An 18,273-nucleotide genomic window follows, 5' to 3' on the forward strand; every position below is an offset into this window, starting at 1 on the left:
GTGATGCTCATTCGTTCTTAGAGAAGTCTTTTGATTGGTTAAATAACAACAAAAATTAGCTCGCATAATAATGACAAAGAAACTTATATTATTCATATCACTGTTTGTTCTTGGTTGTTCACCGCTTTGGGAAGAACCTCCATATCAAGTCTATTTTAGTGATAACTCAAAAAAGTTAGGCTACTCAATTGGTGAAGGTGCATTCATTGGACGTATAAATGAACCTAAATTGATTGCGTCAAACGATAAATACATTTCGGTTTTGGCTTGCCCTGAAAATATCTGTTCTTACTTTTATATTGATAAAGTGAACGACCATAAATATGCAGAGCATAATGAGTTTGTTTTTGGGCCTTACACGAAAGAAGAATTTACAGCTTTAGAACTTCAACTCGCTTTACCTAAGCTAAAGTAAAAATTTACTTCTAATATTTTCTTTGCTTTAGTTTATCAGACAGTTCATGTTCTGACGGCGGCGGTGATTGCGGTGGCGGAGATTAGATAAAGTTCTTCCATTTGCCATTATTGATTTAGTAAAACATCTACTGATGGTTTTAAGCATGGTTAATATAAAAATTCGAATAGTGGAAGGTGTAAAAATGCTTTTCTTTTCCTTCAGTATCGCTTAGTTTTAAAACATTAAAGGTACAAATTCCCCCGATGGCTAAGGAGAGTCATAAATGAAACTTGCCCAACTAAATATTGCTCTTACTAAATATCCATTGGATGCCCCAGAAATAAAAGATTTTGTTGATAATCTTGATTTAATAAATGGCGTTGCTGAAAACAGTGCAGGTTTTGTATGGCGATTAAAAGACGAATCAGGCGATGCTACCAATATTAAATTGTTTGATGATCCGAATATGATAATCAATATGTCTGTGTGGGAAAGCGTTGAAGATCTTAAAAATTTTATGTTTCGCACACATCACAGAGATTTCATGCGCAGAAAAGGTGAATGGTTTCAGCGCTTATCAGAAGATAGCTATGTTCTATGGTGGGTTGAAGATAACCATATTCCAACCCCTCAAGAGGCATTAGAAAAGTTGCAATATCTGCGAGAAAACGGCGACACTCCACGTGCTTTTACGTTTAAAAGTAATTTTACGGCTGAAGAATTTAAAAAATATAAATAACAATAGACTGCAATAAAAATAAGGAAAAATTATGCATGTTGTATTAGGTGTTTTAGGTATTGTAGTGACCATTTTGGTGTTACTGAATCGACTTCAAGAAGGGGGGATAGATATTGGTTGGTTGAATCCTTTTAGCTGGTACCGACGTCGTAAATTCAGGAAACACCATGATTTAAATCCTGCATTTAAGTTAGATTCACCCATGGATGTAGCTGCGTTATATATGGTCGCAGTGGCCAAAATAGACGGTGAAATGAGTAAAGAACAAAAAGAAAAAATTCTAGCTCTTTTTAACAGCGAATTTCATTTAACTATGAAAGAAGCAACTGATTTATTACGCTCAAGTACGCATTTATTAGGGCATACTAGCGACGTTTACGATAAACCTCACAAAGTAATTGAGCGATGCTTAGATAAAGTAACAAAAGAGCAAGCAGCTTCAATTTGTTATCTCGTCGATGAGGTAGCGAATGTTGAAGGTGAACCGACGGCTCAGCAAAGAAAACTTGTCACAGAGATAAAAAATGCATGCCCTCGGGAGGCTGCTGGCAAGTGGTAATTCATCCATAAAACCAACCAGCTGAAAATTAAAATGACAATTATAACCCCTTAACTGATTTTGAAACGTTCTAGTGAATATCGTGAAGATGTAACAACAAATCTAATTTTTAAAGATATTTATAAGAGAGTTTTTATGAAAAAAAAGTTATCAGTGGCTTTATTGGTTTTATCATCTTTTGCTAACTCAACAACGTGGGGAGAGTTAGAAGTAGATGACCCAATCGTTAAGGGTGCAAAATGTGCGGTTGCTGAGCCTGCAAGCTATGGTGGTTATATTTACAGTTGGCCATCAAAATATGATCAGGTGTTTTGGCCGCATACGGATAGAAATGGCATTTGGTTTTGCGAGACATCGGGTTTTATAGCTTTAATTGGTGATTTTGACGAACTTAAACCTGAAGAAATTGAGAGAATAACGGAATTTCTTGCGTCTCAACACATTTCGAAGCCAACTCTCGAGCAAAAATTAGCTTTGCTCGAGCAAACTTACGCATTTCGCGAAAAAGATGAATTTTTTAAAAATAAGTTGCTAAGAATCCTTGCTCGTTGGCAGCAGTCTTTAGGTAACCTTAATAAGGCAAATAGCTATCGAGCTAGAGCATTTCAAGAGATTCAACATGCCCTAAATGGAGATTTAGATGGATATAAACGACTTGAATACCTTTATTTGGCGACAAACTACTCAAAGCAGTTTGCAGAGCAAAATAAAACTGTAAGTTACTGGGCCGATTTGGAAACAGCATTGAAATCGGTGACTGATCCTGAGTTAAAAGGTTATGCTGAGTACTTGTCGGAATTGATAAAGGACAGCGTTTATATCAACGAAGGCGGGAAGCTCGACCCTGACTTACCGAAACAGTAATGAATACCGAATAACAAGGTTGATTATGTGAAGTACAAGATTCTAGTGTTGTTAATGCTTGCGTCAAGCTGTCAGGCTAAATCGGTTCAGAAGCTGGCTAATACTGAACTTAGCTTTATATTTTCTTCTATGGAAGTGCTTTATAAGAATAAATCTTTCCCGCAAATTAGGGTCATTCAAAGCTGGGAGTCGCAGACTGAATGTGATGGTGAATATCAAACTTGCCCAAATGCTAGGTTATTCATATCAGTAAATACAGGCGATCTTTACGAAGTTCCAGCCTTATTTGAATTACCAAAATCCAAAGGCTGGCAATACGTTAGTTTTGTAGAACATGATGATTCATTCTTACTTATGATTAAAACAACGCTAGATCATGCAAATGTATCCGCTGAGTCGAGAAGTAAGTGGCGCAGTAAAGCCTATGCAATAAAAATTTCTAAATATGAATACGATGAACTAGAGGTCATAGAAAAGTAACTTCATTTAATAATTTTGCCTTGCAGCAACATGGATATTCAGGGCAGAAGTAATGTAAAAAATGAGTACTAGGGATAAAGCAACAGCTAAATAAGGGACACGACTATGATAAAACGTAACAAAGCTAATACTGGGCTATTTTTTTGTATCGGTGCCGCTATTGGATTTTCGATCTTCATTGCATACCAGCAACTGATTATCGGTCTTTTATTTGCTGTAATAAGCGTTAGTGTTGCAATCTTAATTGTTTCAAATAAATGGCTTAACTAATGCTTTTCTGGGTGATGAAAAATGAATTTATCTTTCAGTACGAAAAGATTAAATGTGATTGAAATAGACGCAAGCTCGTCAAAGGTTGAGCATCATCAATTAACGATTGCCTTGCCAACGATATTAACCCCAGCTGTAGTTGCAAACTTACCTGGTTATTTTCAGGGGATAGATTCTATAGCTGCTGCTGAAAAGTGGCTGGCTAACATGCTTAATGAGTGCCGATTATTAATGCTGCAATCTAAACATCAAGAAGTTGTTGGCCTTTTATTTATCTATACCGAAAAGCATGATGCTCATATCGGTTATTTGTTAGCTGAGCAATATTGGGGGCAGGGTCTTGCATTTGAGTTATTGCAGGGATTTATAAACTTGGCTGGTACTCAGTCACACTGGCATAAGCTCATCGCTGGTGTTGATGAGTCAAATATCCCATCAATTAATCTTTTAAAAAAGTTGGCTTTTGAAGAACAAGCGCCTAAGGAAAATGGCATGCTGTTTTATGAATTTAATTTAAATCACGGAATACAATAATGACAATAACTGCATTTTTAGTTAACTCCTTTAGTGCAAATAATACAGGCGGCAACCCAGCAGGTGTTGTGTTGAATGCAGATAAACTCACAAACGCAGAAAAACTGACGATTGCAAAAGAAATCGGTTTTTCAGAAACTGCATTTGTGGCGCAAGATCATGAAGTTGACTTTGCTGTGTCATTTTATACGACAACCGAAGAAGTTGATTTTTGTGGCCATGCAACACTTGCGGTGTTTGCTACGCTCTTTGAACAGGGCTTCTTAAACCCTGGTTATTACACACAGCGAACAAAAGCAGGCTTGTTAGGCGTAACAATTGCCGCAGATGGGCAAATTACGATGGAGCAAGCCTTACCAAATTACCTTGGCAACTTTGCTTATGATGACCTTGCAGGCTTACTAGGGCTTGATGAAACAACACTGGCAAAAACAGGCTTGCCAATCGATGTAATAACCACAGGCTTACCAGATATTATTGTCGCTGTGCCTAATGGCGATTTAGATAAAATCACTATAGATGAAGAAGCGCTGAGCAAGTTCTGCCAAAAGCATAACGTGATTGGTGTGCATGCCTTCGAATTATGTGAAGAGCAAAGTGAGCTCACAGCGAGTTGTCGTAACTTTGCGCCTTTGGTTGGTATACCTGAAGAATCAGCGACCGGTAGCGCCAGTGGTGCGCTTGCATGCTACTTATCAAAGCATGTATTTGTACAGCAAGAAAACCATTTCAAGTTTGAACAAGGCCGAGCAATGGGTTGTAGTTCACATATTTCTGCCAGTGTTTATTCGGATGAGCAGGGTGTTTATAAGGTTCTTGTGGGCGGTTATGCCAATCACCTAGGCACACAAGATATTGTTATACCAATTGGCAATAATACTTAATCTTTTTTAGGGATTAAACCAGTCGCTATCTGCGTTAAAAATTTCTGATTTACGACTGCATGGATGCAGAAGGTAGAGCAATGCAGGAGCAATTGCCGAGCACAACTAAATAACGAAATTTTTGCCTTGCTATCAATGAGGTTTCCTTGCCTCAAAATAGACCACTAAATTAAGCGAATTGGTATTATTTACAAACATGACATACAAAAAAGCCGCGTTAAAAACGCGGCTTTTTTACTTAAGTGACTAAATTATTCAGCCGCTAAGGTTTTTGCCATATCTGCACGGGCTCTGCCAGCAGGTTTAATTGAGCCTGCACGAAGGCCACTATCAGGAATAGCAACACGTTTATCATGTGCCATGGCTGCTGGTGTTGGCTCTGGTTCACTGTCTGCAACCGGTGCTGGTTTTGCCATCGCAGCGCTTGCTGAACCTTTTACTAAAACAGTTTTTTCATTTTTAGCAGGTTCTTCAGCTTTTACTGGTTCCTCAGTTTTAACTGGTTCTTCAGCTTTCACTGGTTCCTCAGCTTGTACTGGTTCCTCAGTTTTAACTGGCTCTTCAGCTTGTACTGGCTCTTCAGCTTGTACTGGCTCTTCAGCTTTAACAGGTTCTTCAGCTTTAACTGGCTCTTCAGCTTGTACTGGCTCTTCAGCTTTCACTGGTTCTTCAGCTTTAACTGGTTCTTCAGTTTTAACTGGCTCTTCAGCTTTTACTGGTTCTTCAGTTTTAACTGGCTCTTCAGCTTTTACTGGTTCTTCAGTTTTAACTGGCTCTTCAGCTTTTACTGGTTCTTCAGTTTTAACTGGCTCTTCAGCTTTTGCTGGTTCTTCAGTTTTCACTGGTTCTTCAGCTTTTACTGGTTCTTCAGCTTTTACTGGCTCTTCAGCTTTTACTGGTTCTTCAGTTTGAGCCTGTTTTGCTTTTAGCTCAGCTTCATATTCAGCAGCAGCTTGGTCGGCAACTGGAATAAATGCTGGCGCATCAGCTTTCTCATCACTTGATTTTTCATCATGCTCAGGGCGACGGCGACGTTGACCAGCAGCACGTAAGTGGCGAGGTGAACGACGTGAGCGTGTACGAGGTTGAGCTTGTTCTTCATCAGTTGATGATTCAACTACCGATTCAGTTTGCTCTGTTTGTTTAGGCTCAGCGTCAGCTTTTACTGGTTCTGCAGGTACTTGCTTTTCAGCAACGGGCTTTTCTGCTTGTTCAGTTTCAACTGCTACTTTTTCTTTTGCAGGCTTAGCTGGTTTTTCAGCTTTAGGTGCTTGCTCAGTTGTTTCAGTCGTTTGTACTGCTTTTGCTTCATCTGCGCTTTCATCTGTTACGCGAACTTTTTTGCGTAAGTTGCGACGTTGACGACGAACCTTAGGTTTAGTTTCCTTTGGCTGCTCAGACTTCGTCTCTGGTGCAGTGTCTTTATTCGTTTGTTCTACATCATCATTACGTTTTTCATTACGTTTTCTGTTGTTAGAATTACGACGACGTTTGTTGCGATTCTCGTTACCTTCTTTTTGCTCAGGCTTATTTGAAGTATTTGTGTTTTCTTCTTTAGCTTGTGCATCGTCAGGACGTTTATTACGAGAGTTGCGACGGCGCTGGTTGTTGCTACGGCGACGGTTGTCGTTGTTGCGACGATTATTGCTACGTCTTTGTGCAGCTTTTTTCTCTTCTTGCTCTTTTTCAGCTTCTTCTTCGGCATTGCTGAATAACGACTTGAAGAACTTACCAATGGCAGCAAATAATCCACCTTCTGACTTTTTAGCCGCAGGTGTTGTTTGCTCAGCTTTCGGTGCAGCTTGAGGCGCAGGTGTAGTAGGCATAACAACACCTTTAAGAACCGGCTCTTCACGAACTGGTGCTGAAGGCGCTTTAGCCATTTCAAATGCTTCTGGCTCAGGAGCAACAACTTGCTCGTAGCTTACTGTTTCGATTGTTTCGTCTTTACGTAAGCGAACTACTTCGTAATGTGGCGTTTCCATGTGTTGATTAGGAATGATCACAACATCAACGTTGTGGCGCTTTTCGATGCGTTGAACACTACGACGTTTTTCGTTTAATAGGTAAGCGGCAACAGCCACAGGCACTTGTGCATTTACTTGTGATGTGTTGTCTTTGATTGCTTCTTCTTCGATTAAACGAAGGATAGACAGTGCAATTGATTCGTTAGAACGAATCGTACCTTGGCCATTACAACGAGGACATGGACCTTGGCTTGCTTCACCTAATGAAGGGCGTAAGCGCTGACGCGACATTTCAAGCAGACCAAAACGTGAGATCTTACCAATCTGTACACGGGCACGGTCAGGGCGAGCAGCGTCTTTTAAACGATTCTCTACTTCGCGTTGGTGGCGTGGTGGTGTCATATCGATGAAGTCGATAACAATAAGACCACCTAAGTCACGTAAACGTAATTGACGGGCAATTTCGTCTGCCGCTTCTAAGTTAGTATTAAGTGCTGTTTCTTCGATATCACCGCCTTTAGTGGCTTTAGATGAGTTGATATCGATAGACGTAAGCGCTTCAGTTGGGTCAATTACAATTGAACCACCTGATGGTAAGCGAACCTCACGTTGGAAAGCAGACTCAATTTGGCTTTCAATTTGGTAGTGGGTGAATAGTGGTACATCGCCCTGATAAAGCTTAACACGGCTCATGAAGTCAGGACGGAAACGCTCAATATGGGCTTTCGCTTCTTCAAATACACGTGCTTTATCAATTAAAATTTCACCAATATCACGACGTAAATAGTCACGGATTGCGCGGAAAATTACGTTACTTTCTTGGTGAATTAAGAACGGAGCAGGGCCGCTATCAGCAGCTTGCTGAATTGCTTGCCAATGCACTAATAGTGCTTTTAAGTCGTACTCTAGTTCTTCAAATGATTTACCAACACCTGCAGTACGAACAATTAAGCCCATGCCTTTAGGTAGTTCTAAACGGCTCAGTGCTTCTTTAAGTTCAGTACGCTCATCACCTTCGATACGGCGAGAAATACCACCGGCACGAGGGTTGTTAGGCATAAGTACTAAATAGCTACCTGCAACGCTGATAAAAGTCGTTAACGCAGCGCCTTTTTGGCCACGCTCTTCTTTATCAACTTGCACAATTACTTCTTGGCCTTCTTTGATCACGTCACGGATATTTGGACGACCTTGGAATGTATAGCCTTGTGGGAAGTAGGTGCGAGCTATTTCTTTAAGAGGAAGGAAACCGTGTCTCTCAGCGCCATAATCAACAAAGGCAGCTTCTAGTGACGGTTCGATACGGGTAATTTTACCCTTGTAAATATTTGCTTTTTTTTGTTCGTGACCTGGGCTCTCTATGTCTAAATCATACAGGCGCTGGCCATCAACCAGTGCAACGCGCATTTCTTCTTGCTGCGTCGCATTGATTAGCATACGTTTCATATTGTTACTCTACTAATTCTGTCGCTGACATGACGATATAAACTCGTCTGTTCAGTGGTTTCTGACGGTTGTTTTTGTGCAGTCTCACGACTGGGTAAAGTCAAAACCTGAAGTTGTTTGCTTACATTGAGCATCACTAGGTGTGGCTGACAATAACATGTTGTCACGTTATTAAATTCTTATAGGTGTCAAAACTGCCGCCAATTCTGCGGTTTTAATTTACGAGTTTTGTCCCGAAGTCGACCATGTTCAAATTTTTATTCAATGTCTTGCTACAACAGCTGCTTCTGAATGACGTTGCTACGTCGTCACTATCAGTCAATTTATCTTGTTCAATTGCTTTTTATGTTCATTAATCAACATTCGTGCTCAAATTATTCAGGCAATATATTACGCGCATCGCCGATAATTGAACGCTCGTGTTGGCTGGGTAATTATAAAAGCTTTGGAAAACTTAGCGCGGATCTGTATGATCGGCAACCCAGAATATGCTTCACGAATGTATTAATGTGATAAAAGCACCGTTGTTACTTGCAAACTTTATGTTCGCGACGGTGATTATCCCACTATTACAGTCGCGTTAGCAACTAAATTATTTACTTAAATCAGTGATTAGGCAATGTCAGAAAAAACCGGCTTACAAGTTTCGTTTGTTACCATAGGTGAAGACCATCTAGGTCAACGTATTGATAACTTTCTTATTACTCACCTAAAAGGTGTGCCTAAAAGTGCAGTTTATAAAATCCTTCGTAAAGGCGAAGTGCGAGTAAATAAAAAACGCATAAAACCTGTCTACAAACTACAACTTAATGATGTGGTTCGTATTCCACCTATTAAAGTGGCCGAAAAAGAAGAGTTTGTGCCAAAAAAACTCGATAAAGTAAAACAACTTGAAGACGCCATTTTGTTTGAAGACAAGTATTTAATGGTGATCAACAAGCCTTCGGGTATGGCTGTGCATGGTGGCAGTGGCCTAAGTTATGGCTTAATCGAAGCGCTTCGCGTACTTCGTCCTGAAGAGCGTAGTTTAGAGCTTGTACACCGACTAGACCGTGACACATCAGGTTGTTTGCTTATTTCTAAACGTCGTTCAGTGTTAACTGATTTACATAAACAGTTACGTGAAAAAACCATGGAGAAAAACTATTGGGCATTAGTTGATGGTCAATGGGATTCTAAAACGAAAAACGTTACCGAAGGACTTCGTAAAAACACCTTGAAGTCTGGTGAGCGTGTGGTGCGTGTTGATAATACCGAAGGTAAACCATCGCACACGCGTTTTCGTGTGCTTGAGCGATATGCTGAGTGCTCATTAGTGCAAGCGTCGCCGGTAACAGGGCGTACTCACCAAATTCGTGTACATACGCAATGTAAAGGTCATCCAATTGCGTGTGATGATAAATACGGCGTTGCAGAGTTTGATCAATACGTAAATAAGCTGACTGGTTTAAATCGTTTGTTTTTACACGCCCATGATTTACGTTTTATGCACCCTAAAAACGAAACAACTATGCATGTTGAAGCACCACTCGATAATGCACTTCAAAACTGTATCAAAAAGCTACGTGCCGATAATGAACAAGTTTAAGCTGGTTATTTTTGATTGGGATGGCACAGTGATGGACTCTGTGCCAAAAATTGTTACCTGCCTGCGAAATACTGCGCGAGATTTAGGTATTCCTGTTCCAACAGAGCAGCAAGCGAAAGACGTTATTGGTTTGTCGCTGGCAAAAGCCACTGAAGTGCTTTTTCCGGCGCATTTACATTTAAGCGACGAACTCGTTGCAGGTTATAAAGCACAGTACCGTGAGTTAGATGTTACACCTACACCTTTATTTAAAGATGTAGAATCCGTTTTAAAGCAGTTAAGCGATGCAAATATGCAATTGGCTGTGGCTACCGGAAAAGGACGTGAAGGCATCGATAGGCTTCTTAATGAGTCAGGCCTTGGTCAGTATTTTGTGAATGTAAAATGTTCAGATGATGCTGAGTCGAAGCCATCTCCAGATATGCTTGAGCAAATTTTACACGAGCAGGGTATAGCAAAAGCTGATGCTGTGATGATTGGCGACAGTCAACTGGATATGGCAATGGCTAATGCTGCAGGTATTGCTTGTATTGGAGTGAGTTTTGGTGCCCATAGCCCGGCGCAGTTGCAACAACATACGCCGTTATGTGTTGTTGATTCATACCAACAACTTTTGCAGGTTTTAACTACGCCCCTTGCAGCGTTAACACGTCAACACCAAACTCAGCCAGCACTTTAGTTAATGTGATCAGTGGCAGGCCTATCAATGTATTAGGATCATCGCCACTGAGCTTTTCAAATAAACAGATTCCTAATCCTTCACTTTTAAAACTGCCTGCACAGTTATATGGCTGCTCTGCATCGCAATAAGCATTGATTTGCTCAAGTGTGAGTGTTTTAAATGTCACATCAAATGGCACCACGGTGGTAATTGCTTTATCGCTTTGTATATCAAATACACTTAAACCCGTTAAAAAGGTCACTGTATGGCCACTAAACGATGATAGCTGCTTAATGGCATTCTCTTTAGTATGAGGTTTACCTAAAATTGTATCGTTGAATACCGCAACTTGATCAGAGCCAATTACCAAACCTTCACTATAATGTTGTTTGGCAACACGGGCTTTTTGTTCGCTTAAACGAGCAACTAATTGCTCTGGCGTTTCAGCTGCGATAGGGGACTCATCAATATCTGGAGAAAAACTTTGAAAAGGTAAGTTAAACTTAGTTAATAATTGCTGTCTAAATGGTGAGCTTGACGCTAATATAAGTGTTGGTTTCATAATAAATTCTGGATGAAAATTGTATTTTGCCAAGGATAAGCCACAATGAATCCGAAAACAAAGCAGAAGATCGTTAAAAACCTACCAAAATTGGTTTTTTACTTTGACTAACTTACTAACTATCTATATGATGCAGCCCCTATGCAAAAGGTGAAAATTCCCATCACTCTTCATCCCAGCAAAGCAGCTCAACATCGTTTAACGTATGACGGTATTGTCCCGCTTGAAAAACTTTCTCGTTTAGAGCAAGTTGTGCAGGAGGAAGCAGGTGAAATAGCGGTAAAGATTCATTGCAAAATTGACGAGCAAGGTTTAGTGGTAATAAGTGGTAACTTATCAACACATGTAACTGTAACTTGTCAACGCTGTAATGGAGAATTAGGGTTGGATTTGGAACAAGACTTTGTGTATTCGCCAATTGGTTTGGATGCAGAGTCAGATCATCTACCTGAAGGTTACGATGAAGTAGAGCTGGACGAAAACGGTGAAATCAACGTATTTGAGTTAATCGAAGACGAACTGATTTTAGCTATTCCAATAGTGCCTACACACAACGAAGCTTCATGCAGTTATTCATCAGAGCCTACTAGCTTTGGTAAATTAGCAGCAAAAGATGACAAACCAAATCCATTTGATATTTTGAAACAACTTAAGAAAGATTCTTAGGAGAAGACTAATGGCTGTACAAAAAAGCAAAAAGTCTCGTGCAAGACGCGGCATGCGCCGTTCACACGATGCGATCAGTGGTCCAACTTTAACTGTAGATCAAGTTTCTGGTGAGACTCACCGTCGTCACCACGTAACTGCTGACGGTTACTACAAAGGCGTTAAAGTAATTTCTAACTAAGAGATTGCTATATGCTGACCAATCTAACCATAGCGTTAGATATGATGGGGGGCGATTACGGCCCCCGTTCATCTATCCCCGCTGCCGTGCAAGCGGTAAATGCTAATACCAACTTAAGACTCATCTTATGTGGTAATCAGCAAGTTATTCTAAAAGAACTCGAAGCACTCGATTCTGTTTCACACCCTCGTTTAATTATTCGCCATTGTAGCGAAGTCGTCACAAATGCGTGTGAACCTGCTTTAGCGGTTCGTTCTAAAAAAGATTCATCAATGCGAGTTGCCCTTGATTTAGTTAAATCGGGTGAAGCGCAAGCGTGTGTAAGCTCTGGTAATACAGGCGCGTTATTTTTTATGGCGCATTATGTATTAAAGATGCTTCCAGGCGTAAAACGTCCTGCATTAATCTCTGCTGTTCCAACCGAACGTAAAAACCCTGTTTATTTGCTTGATTTAGGTGCGAATGTGCATTGTGATGCACAAACCCTTTATCAATTTGGCATTATGGGTTCTGTGGTAGCAGGGCAGGCACTTGGGTGTGATAACCCAAGAGTTAGTTTATTGAATATTGGCTCTGAAGACATCAAAGGGCATGAAGGAATAAAACAAGCTGCACAGTTAATGCAGCAGTGTGAATATCTCAACTACACAGGTTACAGTGAAGGTAGTGATATTTTCAGTGGAAAAGCCGATGTTATTGTGTGCGAAGGATTTGTTGGTAATGTGGCATTAAAAACCTGTGAAGGTATTGCCAAACTGATCATGCATAAACTCACCAAAGCCTTACACAAGCATTTCTTATACAAAAGTTTAGCGTTTTTATTGCGTCCAGTGATAAAAAAACTCTACAAGCGGGTGAACCCCGACCAGTATAACGGCGCAAGTCTGGTAGGATTGCGCGGTATTGTTGTTAAAAGCCATGGCAATGCCTCACCAAAGGCGTTTCATGCTGCTATTGATGAAGCCGCGCGGGAAGTCGAACGCCAACTCCCTGAAAAAATCGCTGCGATTTTTGAGCAAACACATCCAACAACAAAGTAGTGCAGCATATCTAAAACTTGTTATGCTGCCTGCTACAGAATATTTTTTTGTTTAATTATAAGAGCAAAGTATGGCACATAAAATTGCACTCGTATTTCCAGGTCAAGGCTCACAAACTGTGGGCATGTTATCTGAACTATTAGCTGATTCTCAAATTGCTAAAGCAACATTCGCTGAAGCATCTGAAGCTCTTGGCTATGATCTAGCTGCACTTGTACTAAATGGTCCAGAAGAAGAATTAAATCAAACCCATCGTACACAACCAGCACTTCTTACTGCTAGTGTTGCTATTTACCGTCAATGGTTAGACGCAAACCCTGATGCCGATGTTGTTATGGCTGGTCACAGTTTAGGCGAGTATTCAGCATTAGTTTGTGCTGGCGTTGTAAGCTTAAGCGAAGCAGTTAAACTAGTAGAAAATCGTGGTTTATATATGCAAGAAGCAGTACCTGCTGGTGTTGGTTCTATGGCTGCAATCATCGGCTTAGGTGACGACGAAATCAAAGCTGCGTGTGAAGCATCAGCAAATGGTGAAGTTGTTTCACCAGTAAACTACAACTCACCAGGTCAGGTTGTTATTGCCGGTCACAAAGCGGCAGTTGAGCGTGCATCAGAAGCATGTAAAGAAGCAGGTGCTAAACGTGCTTTACCACTTGCAGTAAGCGTACCTTCTCACTGTGAACTAATGAAACCAGCTGCTGAAAAATTAGCTGCTGATTTAGCCGCTTTAACATTTAATACACCTAAGTGTGATGTAATCAACAACGTTGATGTAAAAGCTGAGCAATCAAGTGAAGCAATTAAAGACGCATTAGTACGTCAACTTTACAGCCCAGTTCGCTGGACTGAAACTGTACAAGCATTAGTTGCTCAAGGTATCACACAAAGCTATGAGTTTGGCCCAGGTAAAGTATTAACGGGTCTTGCTAAACGAATTGATAAAGCAATGGTATGTGCTGCGGTTAATACGCAAGCTGCTATTGATGAAGCGAAATAAGTAGGAATAGAATGACAAATTTATTTTCTCTTGAGGGCAAGGTTGTCCTAATCACTGGTGCAAGCCGTGGTATTGGTAAAGCGATTGCAAATACGCTAGTTGCACAAGGTGCAAAAGTAGCGGGTACTGCAACAAGCGAATCAGGTGCTGCTAAAATCAGTGAATACCTAGGTGACAACGGTAAAGGTTATGCCCTTAACGTTACAGATCCTGAATCAATTGAGGCGACACTTGCTGCGATCAAGGCTGATTTAGGCGATATCGACGTATTAGTTAACAATGCGGGTATTACTCGCGATAACTTATTAATGCGTATGAAAGACGGTGAGTGGGATGACATCATCGATACTAACCTAAGCTCAATTTTCCGTTTATCTAAGGCTGTTTTACGCCCTATGATGAAAAAGAAAAATGGCCGTATCATTAATATCGGTTCTGTTGTGGGCACTATGGGTAATGCGGGTCAAGCTAACTATGCTGCAGCGAAAGCGGGTGTAATTGGTTTTACTAAGTCATTAGCACGCGAAGTGGCATCACGTGGCATTACAGTGAACGTTGTTGCACCTGGTTTTATCCAAACAGATATGACAGACGAGCTGACTGAAGAGCAAAAAGCAGCTACTCTTGCAAATGTACCTGCAGGGCGTTTAGGCCAACCTGAAGAAATCGCTGCTGCGGTATGTTATTTAGCATCTGACGCTGCTGCGTATGTATCAGGCGAAACATTGCACGTAAATGGCGCGATGTACATGGTTTAATGAAAGTTAGCAAAAATTTGCTAACGAAAGATTATCGAAAATTGTTGAATTTTTTGTGATCTTGCTTTAAACATACTTGAATTCGCTATTAAAATAAGCGATAAATGAACAAATACTATTCGAGAGGTTTGACCAGATAAGTAATTATCAGCAAATCCTTGAATCACAGAATTATGCGGCGTAAACTACGCCGCAATCTGAAAATAACGCATTGGCGTTTTTAATAAAGGAAAGAAGAATGAGCGACATCCAAGAACGCGTAAAGAAAATTATCATTGAGCAACTAGGTGTTAAAGAAGAAGAAGTAAAACATGAAGCTTCTTTCGTTGACGACTTAGGTGCTGATTCACTTGACACTGTAGAACTAGTAATGGCTCTTGAAGAAGAGTTCGACACTGAGATCCCAGACGAAGAAGCTGAAAAGATCACTACAGTTCAAGCTGCAATCGATTACGTTACAGCTCACGCTGAGTAATTTTACGCATTTTGATTTTAAGGGCAGCATTAAGCTGCCCTTAGTCTATCTATATAATGATACTAATAAATTTGGTATACACCCCACCTAAAATAATTTCCTTATTGGAGGCAACCCGTGGCTAAACGTCGAGTCGTCGTAACTGGCTTAGGAATGTTGACACCGCTAGGTAATGATGTTGAATCTACTTGGCAAGGTTTGTTAAACGGTAAAAGTGGTATTCAAACTATCACGCATTTCGATACCTCAAGTTTCGGCACCAAATTCGCAGGTTTGCTGAATGACTTTGATGCATCAGCTTACATGTCACCGAAAGATGCAAAGAAAATGGATTTGTTTATCCAATATGGCATTGCAGCGGGTGTACAAGCACTACAAGATTCTGGTCTAGAGATCACTGAAGAAAACGCCACTCGTGTTGGTGTAGCAGTGGGTTCTGGCATCGGTGGTTTAACTTTAATTGAAGAAAACCACATCAAACTATTAAACAGCGGTCCGCGTAAGCTTTCTCCGTTTTACGTGCCTTCGACCATTATCAATATGATTTCTGGTCATTTATCGATTATGCACGGTTTACGTGGCCCTAATATTTCAATCGTTACAGCCTGTACTACAGGTCTACATAACATTGGTCATGCTGCGCGTATGATTGCATACGGCGATGCAGATGCAATGGTAGCCGGTGGTGCTGAAAAAGCATCGACACCAATTGGTATGGGTGGCTTTAATGCAGCTCGTGCATTATCAACTCGTAACGACGATCCACAAGCAGCATCTCGTCCTTGGGATAAAGACCGTGATGGTTTTGTTCTTGCTGATGGTGCTGGTGTTATCGTACTTGAAGAATATGAGCATGCTAAAGCACGTGGCGCGAAAATCTACGCAGAACTCGTTGGTTTTGGTATGAGTGGTGATGCATATCACATGACGTCTCCACCTGAAGACGGTGCAGGCGCAGCTCTAGCGATGGAAAATGCCCTAAACGATGCACAAGTTAATGCAGACCAAGTTGGTTACATTAATGCTCACGGTACATCGACTAATGCAGGCGATAAAGCCGAAACATCAGCTGTTAAAACTATTTTTGGCGATGCAGCGAAAGATGTGATGGTAAGTTCATCTAAATCAATGATGGGTCACTTGTTAGGTGCAGCAGGCTCGGTAGAGTCGATCATTACTATCTTGTCACTTGTTGACCAGAAAGTAAGCCCTACAATCAACCTTGATAACCCAGATGAAGGCTGTGATTTAGACTACGTACCGCACACTGCACGTGACGCTAAATTGGATTACGCACTATGTAATTCATTTGGTTTTGGTGGTACTAATGGCTCGTTGCTGTTTAAAAAGGTATAATTCTTTTTAACAACGGACTAAAAAGAAGAGCCCAGTTGTTTAACTGGGCTTTTTTGTATGAGTAAATTAAAACAAACAATAAAAATAATCACACCAGACACCACAATAAGCACGCAAGACCGTGGCTTAAATTATGGTGACGGCTTCTTTACCACAGGCTCTGTGGTTAATTCTGTCGTTGAGCACTGGGATTTACACAAAGCGCGTTTAGAAGAATGCGCGCAAAGACTATTTTTCCCCGAATTAGATTTAACCGCAATTGAGCGTGAAGTAAATCATGCAATCAGTGATACACAAACCGGTATTTTAAAAATAGTTATCACCCGTGGTGCAGGTGGGCGTGGTTATGGCTTACCAGATACACCAAGTATCCAAGTGCTGATCAGTGTAATGCCTGCAGTTTCACACTATAAAAGTTGGCAACAGCAGGGTGTAAACCTAGCGGTCAGCGACGTGAAACTTGCGCATCAACCTTTACTTGCAGGCTTAAAAACATTGAACCGTTTAGAGCAAGTGCTTATCAAAAAGCAAATGAGCAGCCTTGAATGTGATGACGTTGTTGTACTTGATTATGATAACAATGTGATTGAGTGCTCTGCTGCAAATATTTTTGCTATTAAAGACGGTCAAGTTATATCACCTAAGTTAGACCGCTGCGGTATCACTGGGGTTTATCTCAGCGCTTTATGTGATAAGTTAGCCATTGAATTTAAAGCAATCCAACTAGATGAGCTTTTAGCTATGGATGCCGTATTTATGTGTAATAGTTTAATGGGCGTGGTGCCCGTTGCTCGAATTGCTGATACACAGTTTGATATTGAATGCAGTAAAGCGCTATTAACGGCGCAGTTTGCCAAGGAGAGTGTGTGATAAAAGTCATTGTTAGCGTGCTGTTATTAGCATTGCTATGTTGTGGTATTGGCTATCAACAGCTTCAATCAGCATTAAAAATGCCGTTAAAAGTTGAAAATAGTACTTTATTTAAAGTAGAACGTGGCACTGGCTTTAATCAGCTTTGCCAAGCATGGCAAACAAAGCAGTGGGTTGATAGCTGCTTTAAATTTCAGGTACTAGCTAAATTAGATCCTACGCTTACTGATCTAAAAGCGGGTCTATATGAACTGGATACAAGCGCCGTTATTGATAATATTCGTCGTATCAATCAAGGTGAACAAGTAAGCTTTAGCTTTACAATTATTGAAGGTCAGCCACTTCGTGACGTTGTTGCTAATATCCAAAAACAAGCACATTTAACACAAGACTTAGACACAGAAAATTTAGCGACGCAGATAAGTAGCACACAAGAAAATTTAGAAGGCTGGTTGTTCCCTGACACCTATCACTACCATAGTGAAGATACTGCCAGCGGCGTATTAAAACGCGCATACAGCAAAATGCAGCAGGAATTAGACGCTGCATGGCAAACTAGAGCAGCAGATTTAGTATTAAGCTCACCGTATGAAGCGTTAATACTGGCTTCTATCATCGAAAAAGAAACGGGCCTTGCTTCTGAGCGACCACTAATTTCTGCGGTATTTACCAATCGTTTAAAAACCAATATGCGCTTACAAACAGATCCAACGGTTATTTATGGTATTGGTGCTGATTTTGACGGTGATATAAAGCGAAAAGATTTAACAACCTATACACCGTATAACACGTATAAGATAAAAGGCTTGCCGCCAACACCCATAGCCATGCCTTCGAAAGCAGCGATTTTGGCCGCGGTTAATCCTCCTGAGTCTGAATATGTGTATTTTGTTGCGAAAGGGGATGGCAGCCATCAATTTTCGAAAACATTGCAAGAACATAATCGTGCGGTAAAGCAGTACCAATTAAACTAACAACC

20 protein-coding genes are annotated in these 18,273 nt (G+C 40.7%); 18 read left to right on the top strand and 2 right to left on the bottom strand.

Annotation, left to right across the window (positions count from 1 at the left end):
- Window positions 1-70: 70 nt before the first annotated feature.
- From HUS61_RS01010 to HUS61_RS01040, 7 genes are all read left to right on the top strand, one after another.
- On the top strand, window positions 71-415 hold the full coding sequence (locus HUS61_RS01010; RefSeq protein ID WP_175081836.1) for a hypothetical protein: 345 nt from the start codon (window positions 71-73) through the stop codon (window positions 413-415).
- A 265-nt stretch (window positions 416-680) separates the two neighbouring features.
- Window positions 681-1,136: a DUF3291 domain-containing protein gene (locus HUS61_RS01015; RefSeq protein ID WP_175081837.1), complete on the top strand. Its 456-nt coding sequence runs from the start codon at window positions 681-683 to the stop codon at window positions 1,134-1,136.
- Window positions 1,137-1,167: 31 nt separating this feature from the next.
- Window positions 1,168-1,695: a TerB family tellurite resistance protein gene (locus HUS61_RS01020; RefSeq protein ID WP_175081838.1), complete on the top strand. Its 528-nt coding sequence runs from the start codon at window positions 1,168-1,170 to the stop codon at window positions 1,693-1,695.
- A gap of 60 nt (window positions 1,696-1,755) precedes the next feature.
- On the top strand, window positions 1,756-2,559 hold the full coding sequence (locus HUS61_RS01025) for a hypothetical protein (RefSeq protein ID WP_175081839.1): 804 nt from the start codon (window positions 1,756-1,758) through the stop codon (window positions 2,557-2,559).
- 27 nt (window positions 2,560-2,586) lie between these two features.
- Window positions 2,587-3,039, top strand: coding sequence for a hypothetical protein (locus tag HUS61_RS01030; protein ID WP_175081840.1), 453 nt, complete (start codon window positions 2,587-2,589; stop codon window positions 3,037-3,039).
- 291 nt (window positions 3,040-3,330) lie between these two features.
- Window positions 3,331-3,843 carry a GNAT family N-acetyltransferase gene (locus tag HUS61_RS01035; protein WP_175081841.1) on the top strand — a complete coding sequence of 171 codons (513 nt, stop codon included), beginning with the start codon at window positions 3,331-3,333 and terminating at the stop codon, window positions 3,841-3,843.
- The gene (locus HUS61_RS01040; protein WP_175081842.1) at window positions 3,843-4,727 is read left to right on the top strand and encodes a PhzF family phenazine biosynthesis protein; all 885 of its coding nucleotides are present in this window, start codon (window positions 3,843-3,845) and stop codon (window positions 4,725-4,727) included. The genes HUS61_RS01035 and HUS61_RS01040 overlap by 1 nt, the downstream gene beginning before the upstream one ends.
- A gap of 251 nt (window positions 4,728-4,978) precedes the next feature.
- Here HUS61_RS01040 and rne read toward each other — a convergent pair whose 3' ends face one another.
- The gene (gene rne / locus HUS61_RS01045; protein WP_175092366.1) at window positions 4,979-8,140 is read right to left on the bottom strand and encodes a ribonuclease E; all 3,162 of its coding nucleotides are present in this window, start codon (window positions 8,138-8,140) and stop codon (window positions 4,979-4,981) included.
- Between the two features lie 619 nt (window positions 8,141-8,759).
- On the opposite strand from rne, the gene rluC reads away from it, so the two are divergent.
- Window positions 8,760-9,728, top strand: a complete 969-nt coding sequence (rluC, locus tag HUS61_RS01050) for a 23S rRNA pseudouridine(955/2504/2580) synthase RluC (protein ID WP_054561362.1) — start codon at window positions 8,760-8,762, stop codon at window positions 9,726-9,728.
- Window positions 9,715-10,407 carry an HAD family hydrolase gene (locus tag HUS61_RS01055; RefSeq protein ID WP_175081844.1) on the top strand — a complete coding sequence of 231 codons (693 nt, stop codon included), beginning with the start codon at window positions 9,715-9,717 and terminating at the stop codon, window positions 10,405-10,407. Before rluC ends, HUS61_RS01055 begins: the two co-directional genes overlap by 14 nt.
- Here HUS61_RS01055 and HUS61_RS01060 read toward each other — a convergent pair.
- Complete coding sequence (locus HUS61_RS01060; RefSeq protein ID WP_175081845.1) at window positions 10,355-10,951, bottom strand: nucleoside triphosphate pyrophosphatase; 597 nt, start codon at window positions 10,949-10,951, stop codon at window positions 10,355-10,357. The two genes, HUS61_RS01055 and HUS61_RS01060, sit on opposite strands and share 53 nt — an antisense overlap.
- Before the next feature lie 141 nt (window positions 10,952-11,092).
- Between HUS61_RS01060 and yceD the strand changes: the two genes are divergently transcribed.
- The 9 genes from yceD to mltG all read left to right on the top strand — a co-directional run bounded on the left by yceD (window position 11,093) and on the right by mltG (window position 18,268).
- Window positions 11,093-11,617, top strand: coding sequence for a 23S rRNA accumulation protein YceD (gene yceD / locus HUS61_RS01065; protein ID WP_054554711.1), 525 nt, complete (start codon window positions 11,093-11,095; stop codon window positions 11,615-11,617).
- Window positions 11,618-11,627: 10 nt separating this feature from the next.
- Entirely contained in the window at window positions 11,628-11,798 is a 171-nt protein-coding gene (rpmF, locus tag HUS61_RS01070) for a 50S ribosomal protein L32 (protein WP_036967969.1), read from the top strand.
- 11 nt (window positions 11,799-11,809) lie between these two features.
- Window positions 11,810-12,838: a phosphate acyltransferase PlsX gene (gene plsX, locus HUS61_RS01075; protein WP_175081846.1), complete on the top strand. Its 1,029-nt coding sequence runs from the start codon at window positions 11,810-11,812 to the stop codon at window positions 12,836-12,838.
- Window positions 12,839-12,908: 70 nt separating this feature from the next.
- Window positions 12,909-13,835, top strand: coding sequence for an ACP S-malonyltransferase (gene fabD / locus HUS61_RS01080; protein ID WP_167657743.1), 927 nt, complete (start codon window positions 12,909-12,911; stop codon window positions 13,833-13,835).
- Between the two features lie 11 nt (window positions 13,836-13,846).
- The gene (gene fabG, locus HUS61_RS01085) at window positions 13,847-14,593 is read left to right on the top strand and encodes a 3-oxoacyl-ACP reductase FabG (protein WP_175081847.1); all 747 of its coding nucleotides are present in this window, start codon (window positions 13,847-13,849) and stop codon (window positions 14,591-14,593) included.
- A 238-nt stretch (window positions 14,594-14,831) separates the two neighbouring features.
- On the top strand, window positions 14,832-15,068 hold the full coding sequence (gene acpP / locus HUS61_RS01090; RefSeq protein ID WP_016707440.1) for an acyl carrier protein: 237 nt from the start codon (window positions 14,832-14,834) through the stop codon (window positions 15,066-15,068).
- A 117-nt stretch (window positions 15,069-15,185) separates the two neighbouring features.
- On the top strand, window positions 15,186-16,424 hold the full coding sequence (gene fabF / locus HUS61_RS01095) for a beta-ketoacyl-ACP synthase II (protein WP_054554715.1): 1,239 nt from the start codon (window positions 15,186-15,188) through the stop codon (window positions 16,422-16,424).
- Between the two features lie 57 nt (window positions 16,425-16,481).
- Window positions 16,482-17,294 (top strand): aminodeoxychorismate lyase, encoded by an 813-nt coding sequence (gene pabC / locus HUS61_RS01100; RefSeq protein WP_175081848.1) that lies wholly within the window; start codon window positions 16,482-16,484, stop codon window positions 17,292-17,294.
- Window positions 17,291-18,268, top strand: coding sequence for an endolytic transglycosylase MltG (gene mltG, locus HUS61_RS01105; RefSeq protein WP_175081849.1), 978 nt, complete (start codon window positions 17,291-17,293; stop codon window positions 18,266-18,268). Before pabC ends, mltG begins: the two co-directional genes overlap by 4 nt.
- The last annotated feature ends 5 nt before the right edge of the window (window positions 18,269-18,273 follow it).

Origin of the sequence: Pseudoalteromonas sp. 0802, assembly GCF_013350085.1 — a bacterium.
Classification (GTDB): domain Bacteria; phylum Pseudomonadota; class Gammaproteobacteria; order Enterobacterales; family Alteromonadaceae; genus Pseudoalteromonas.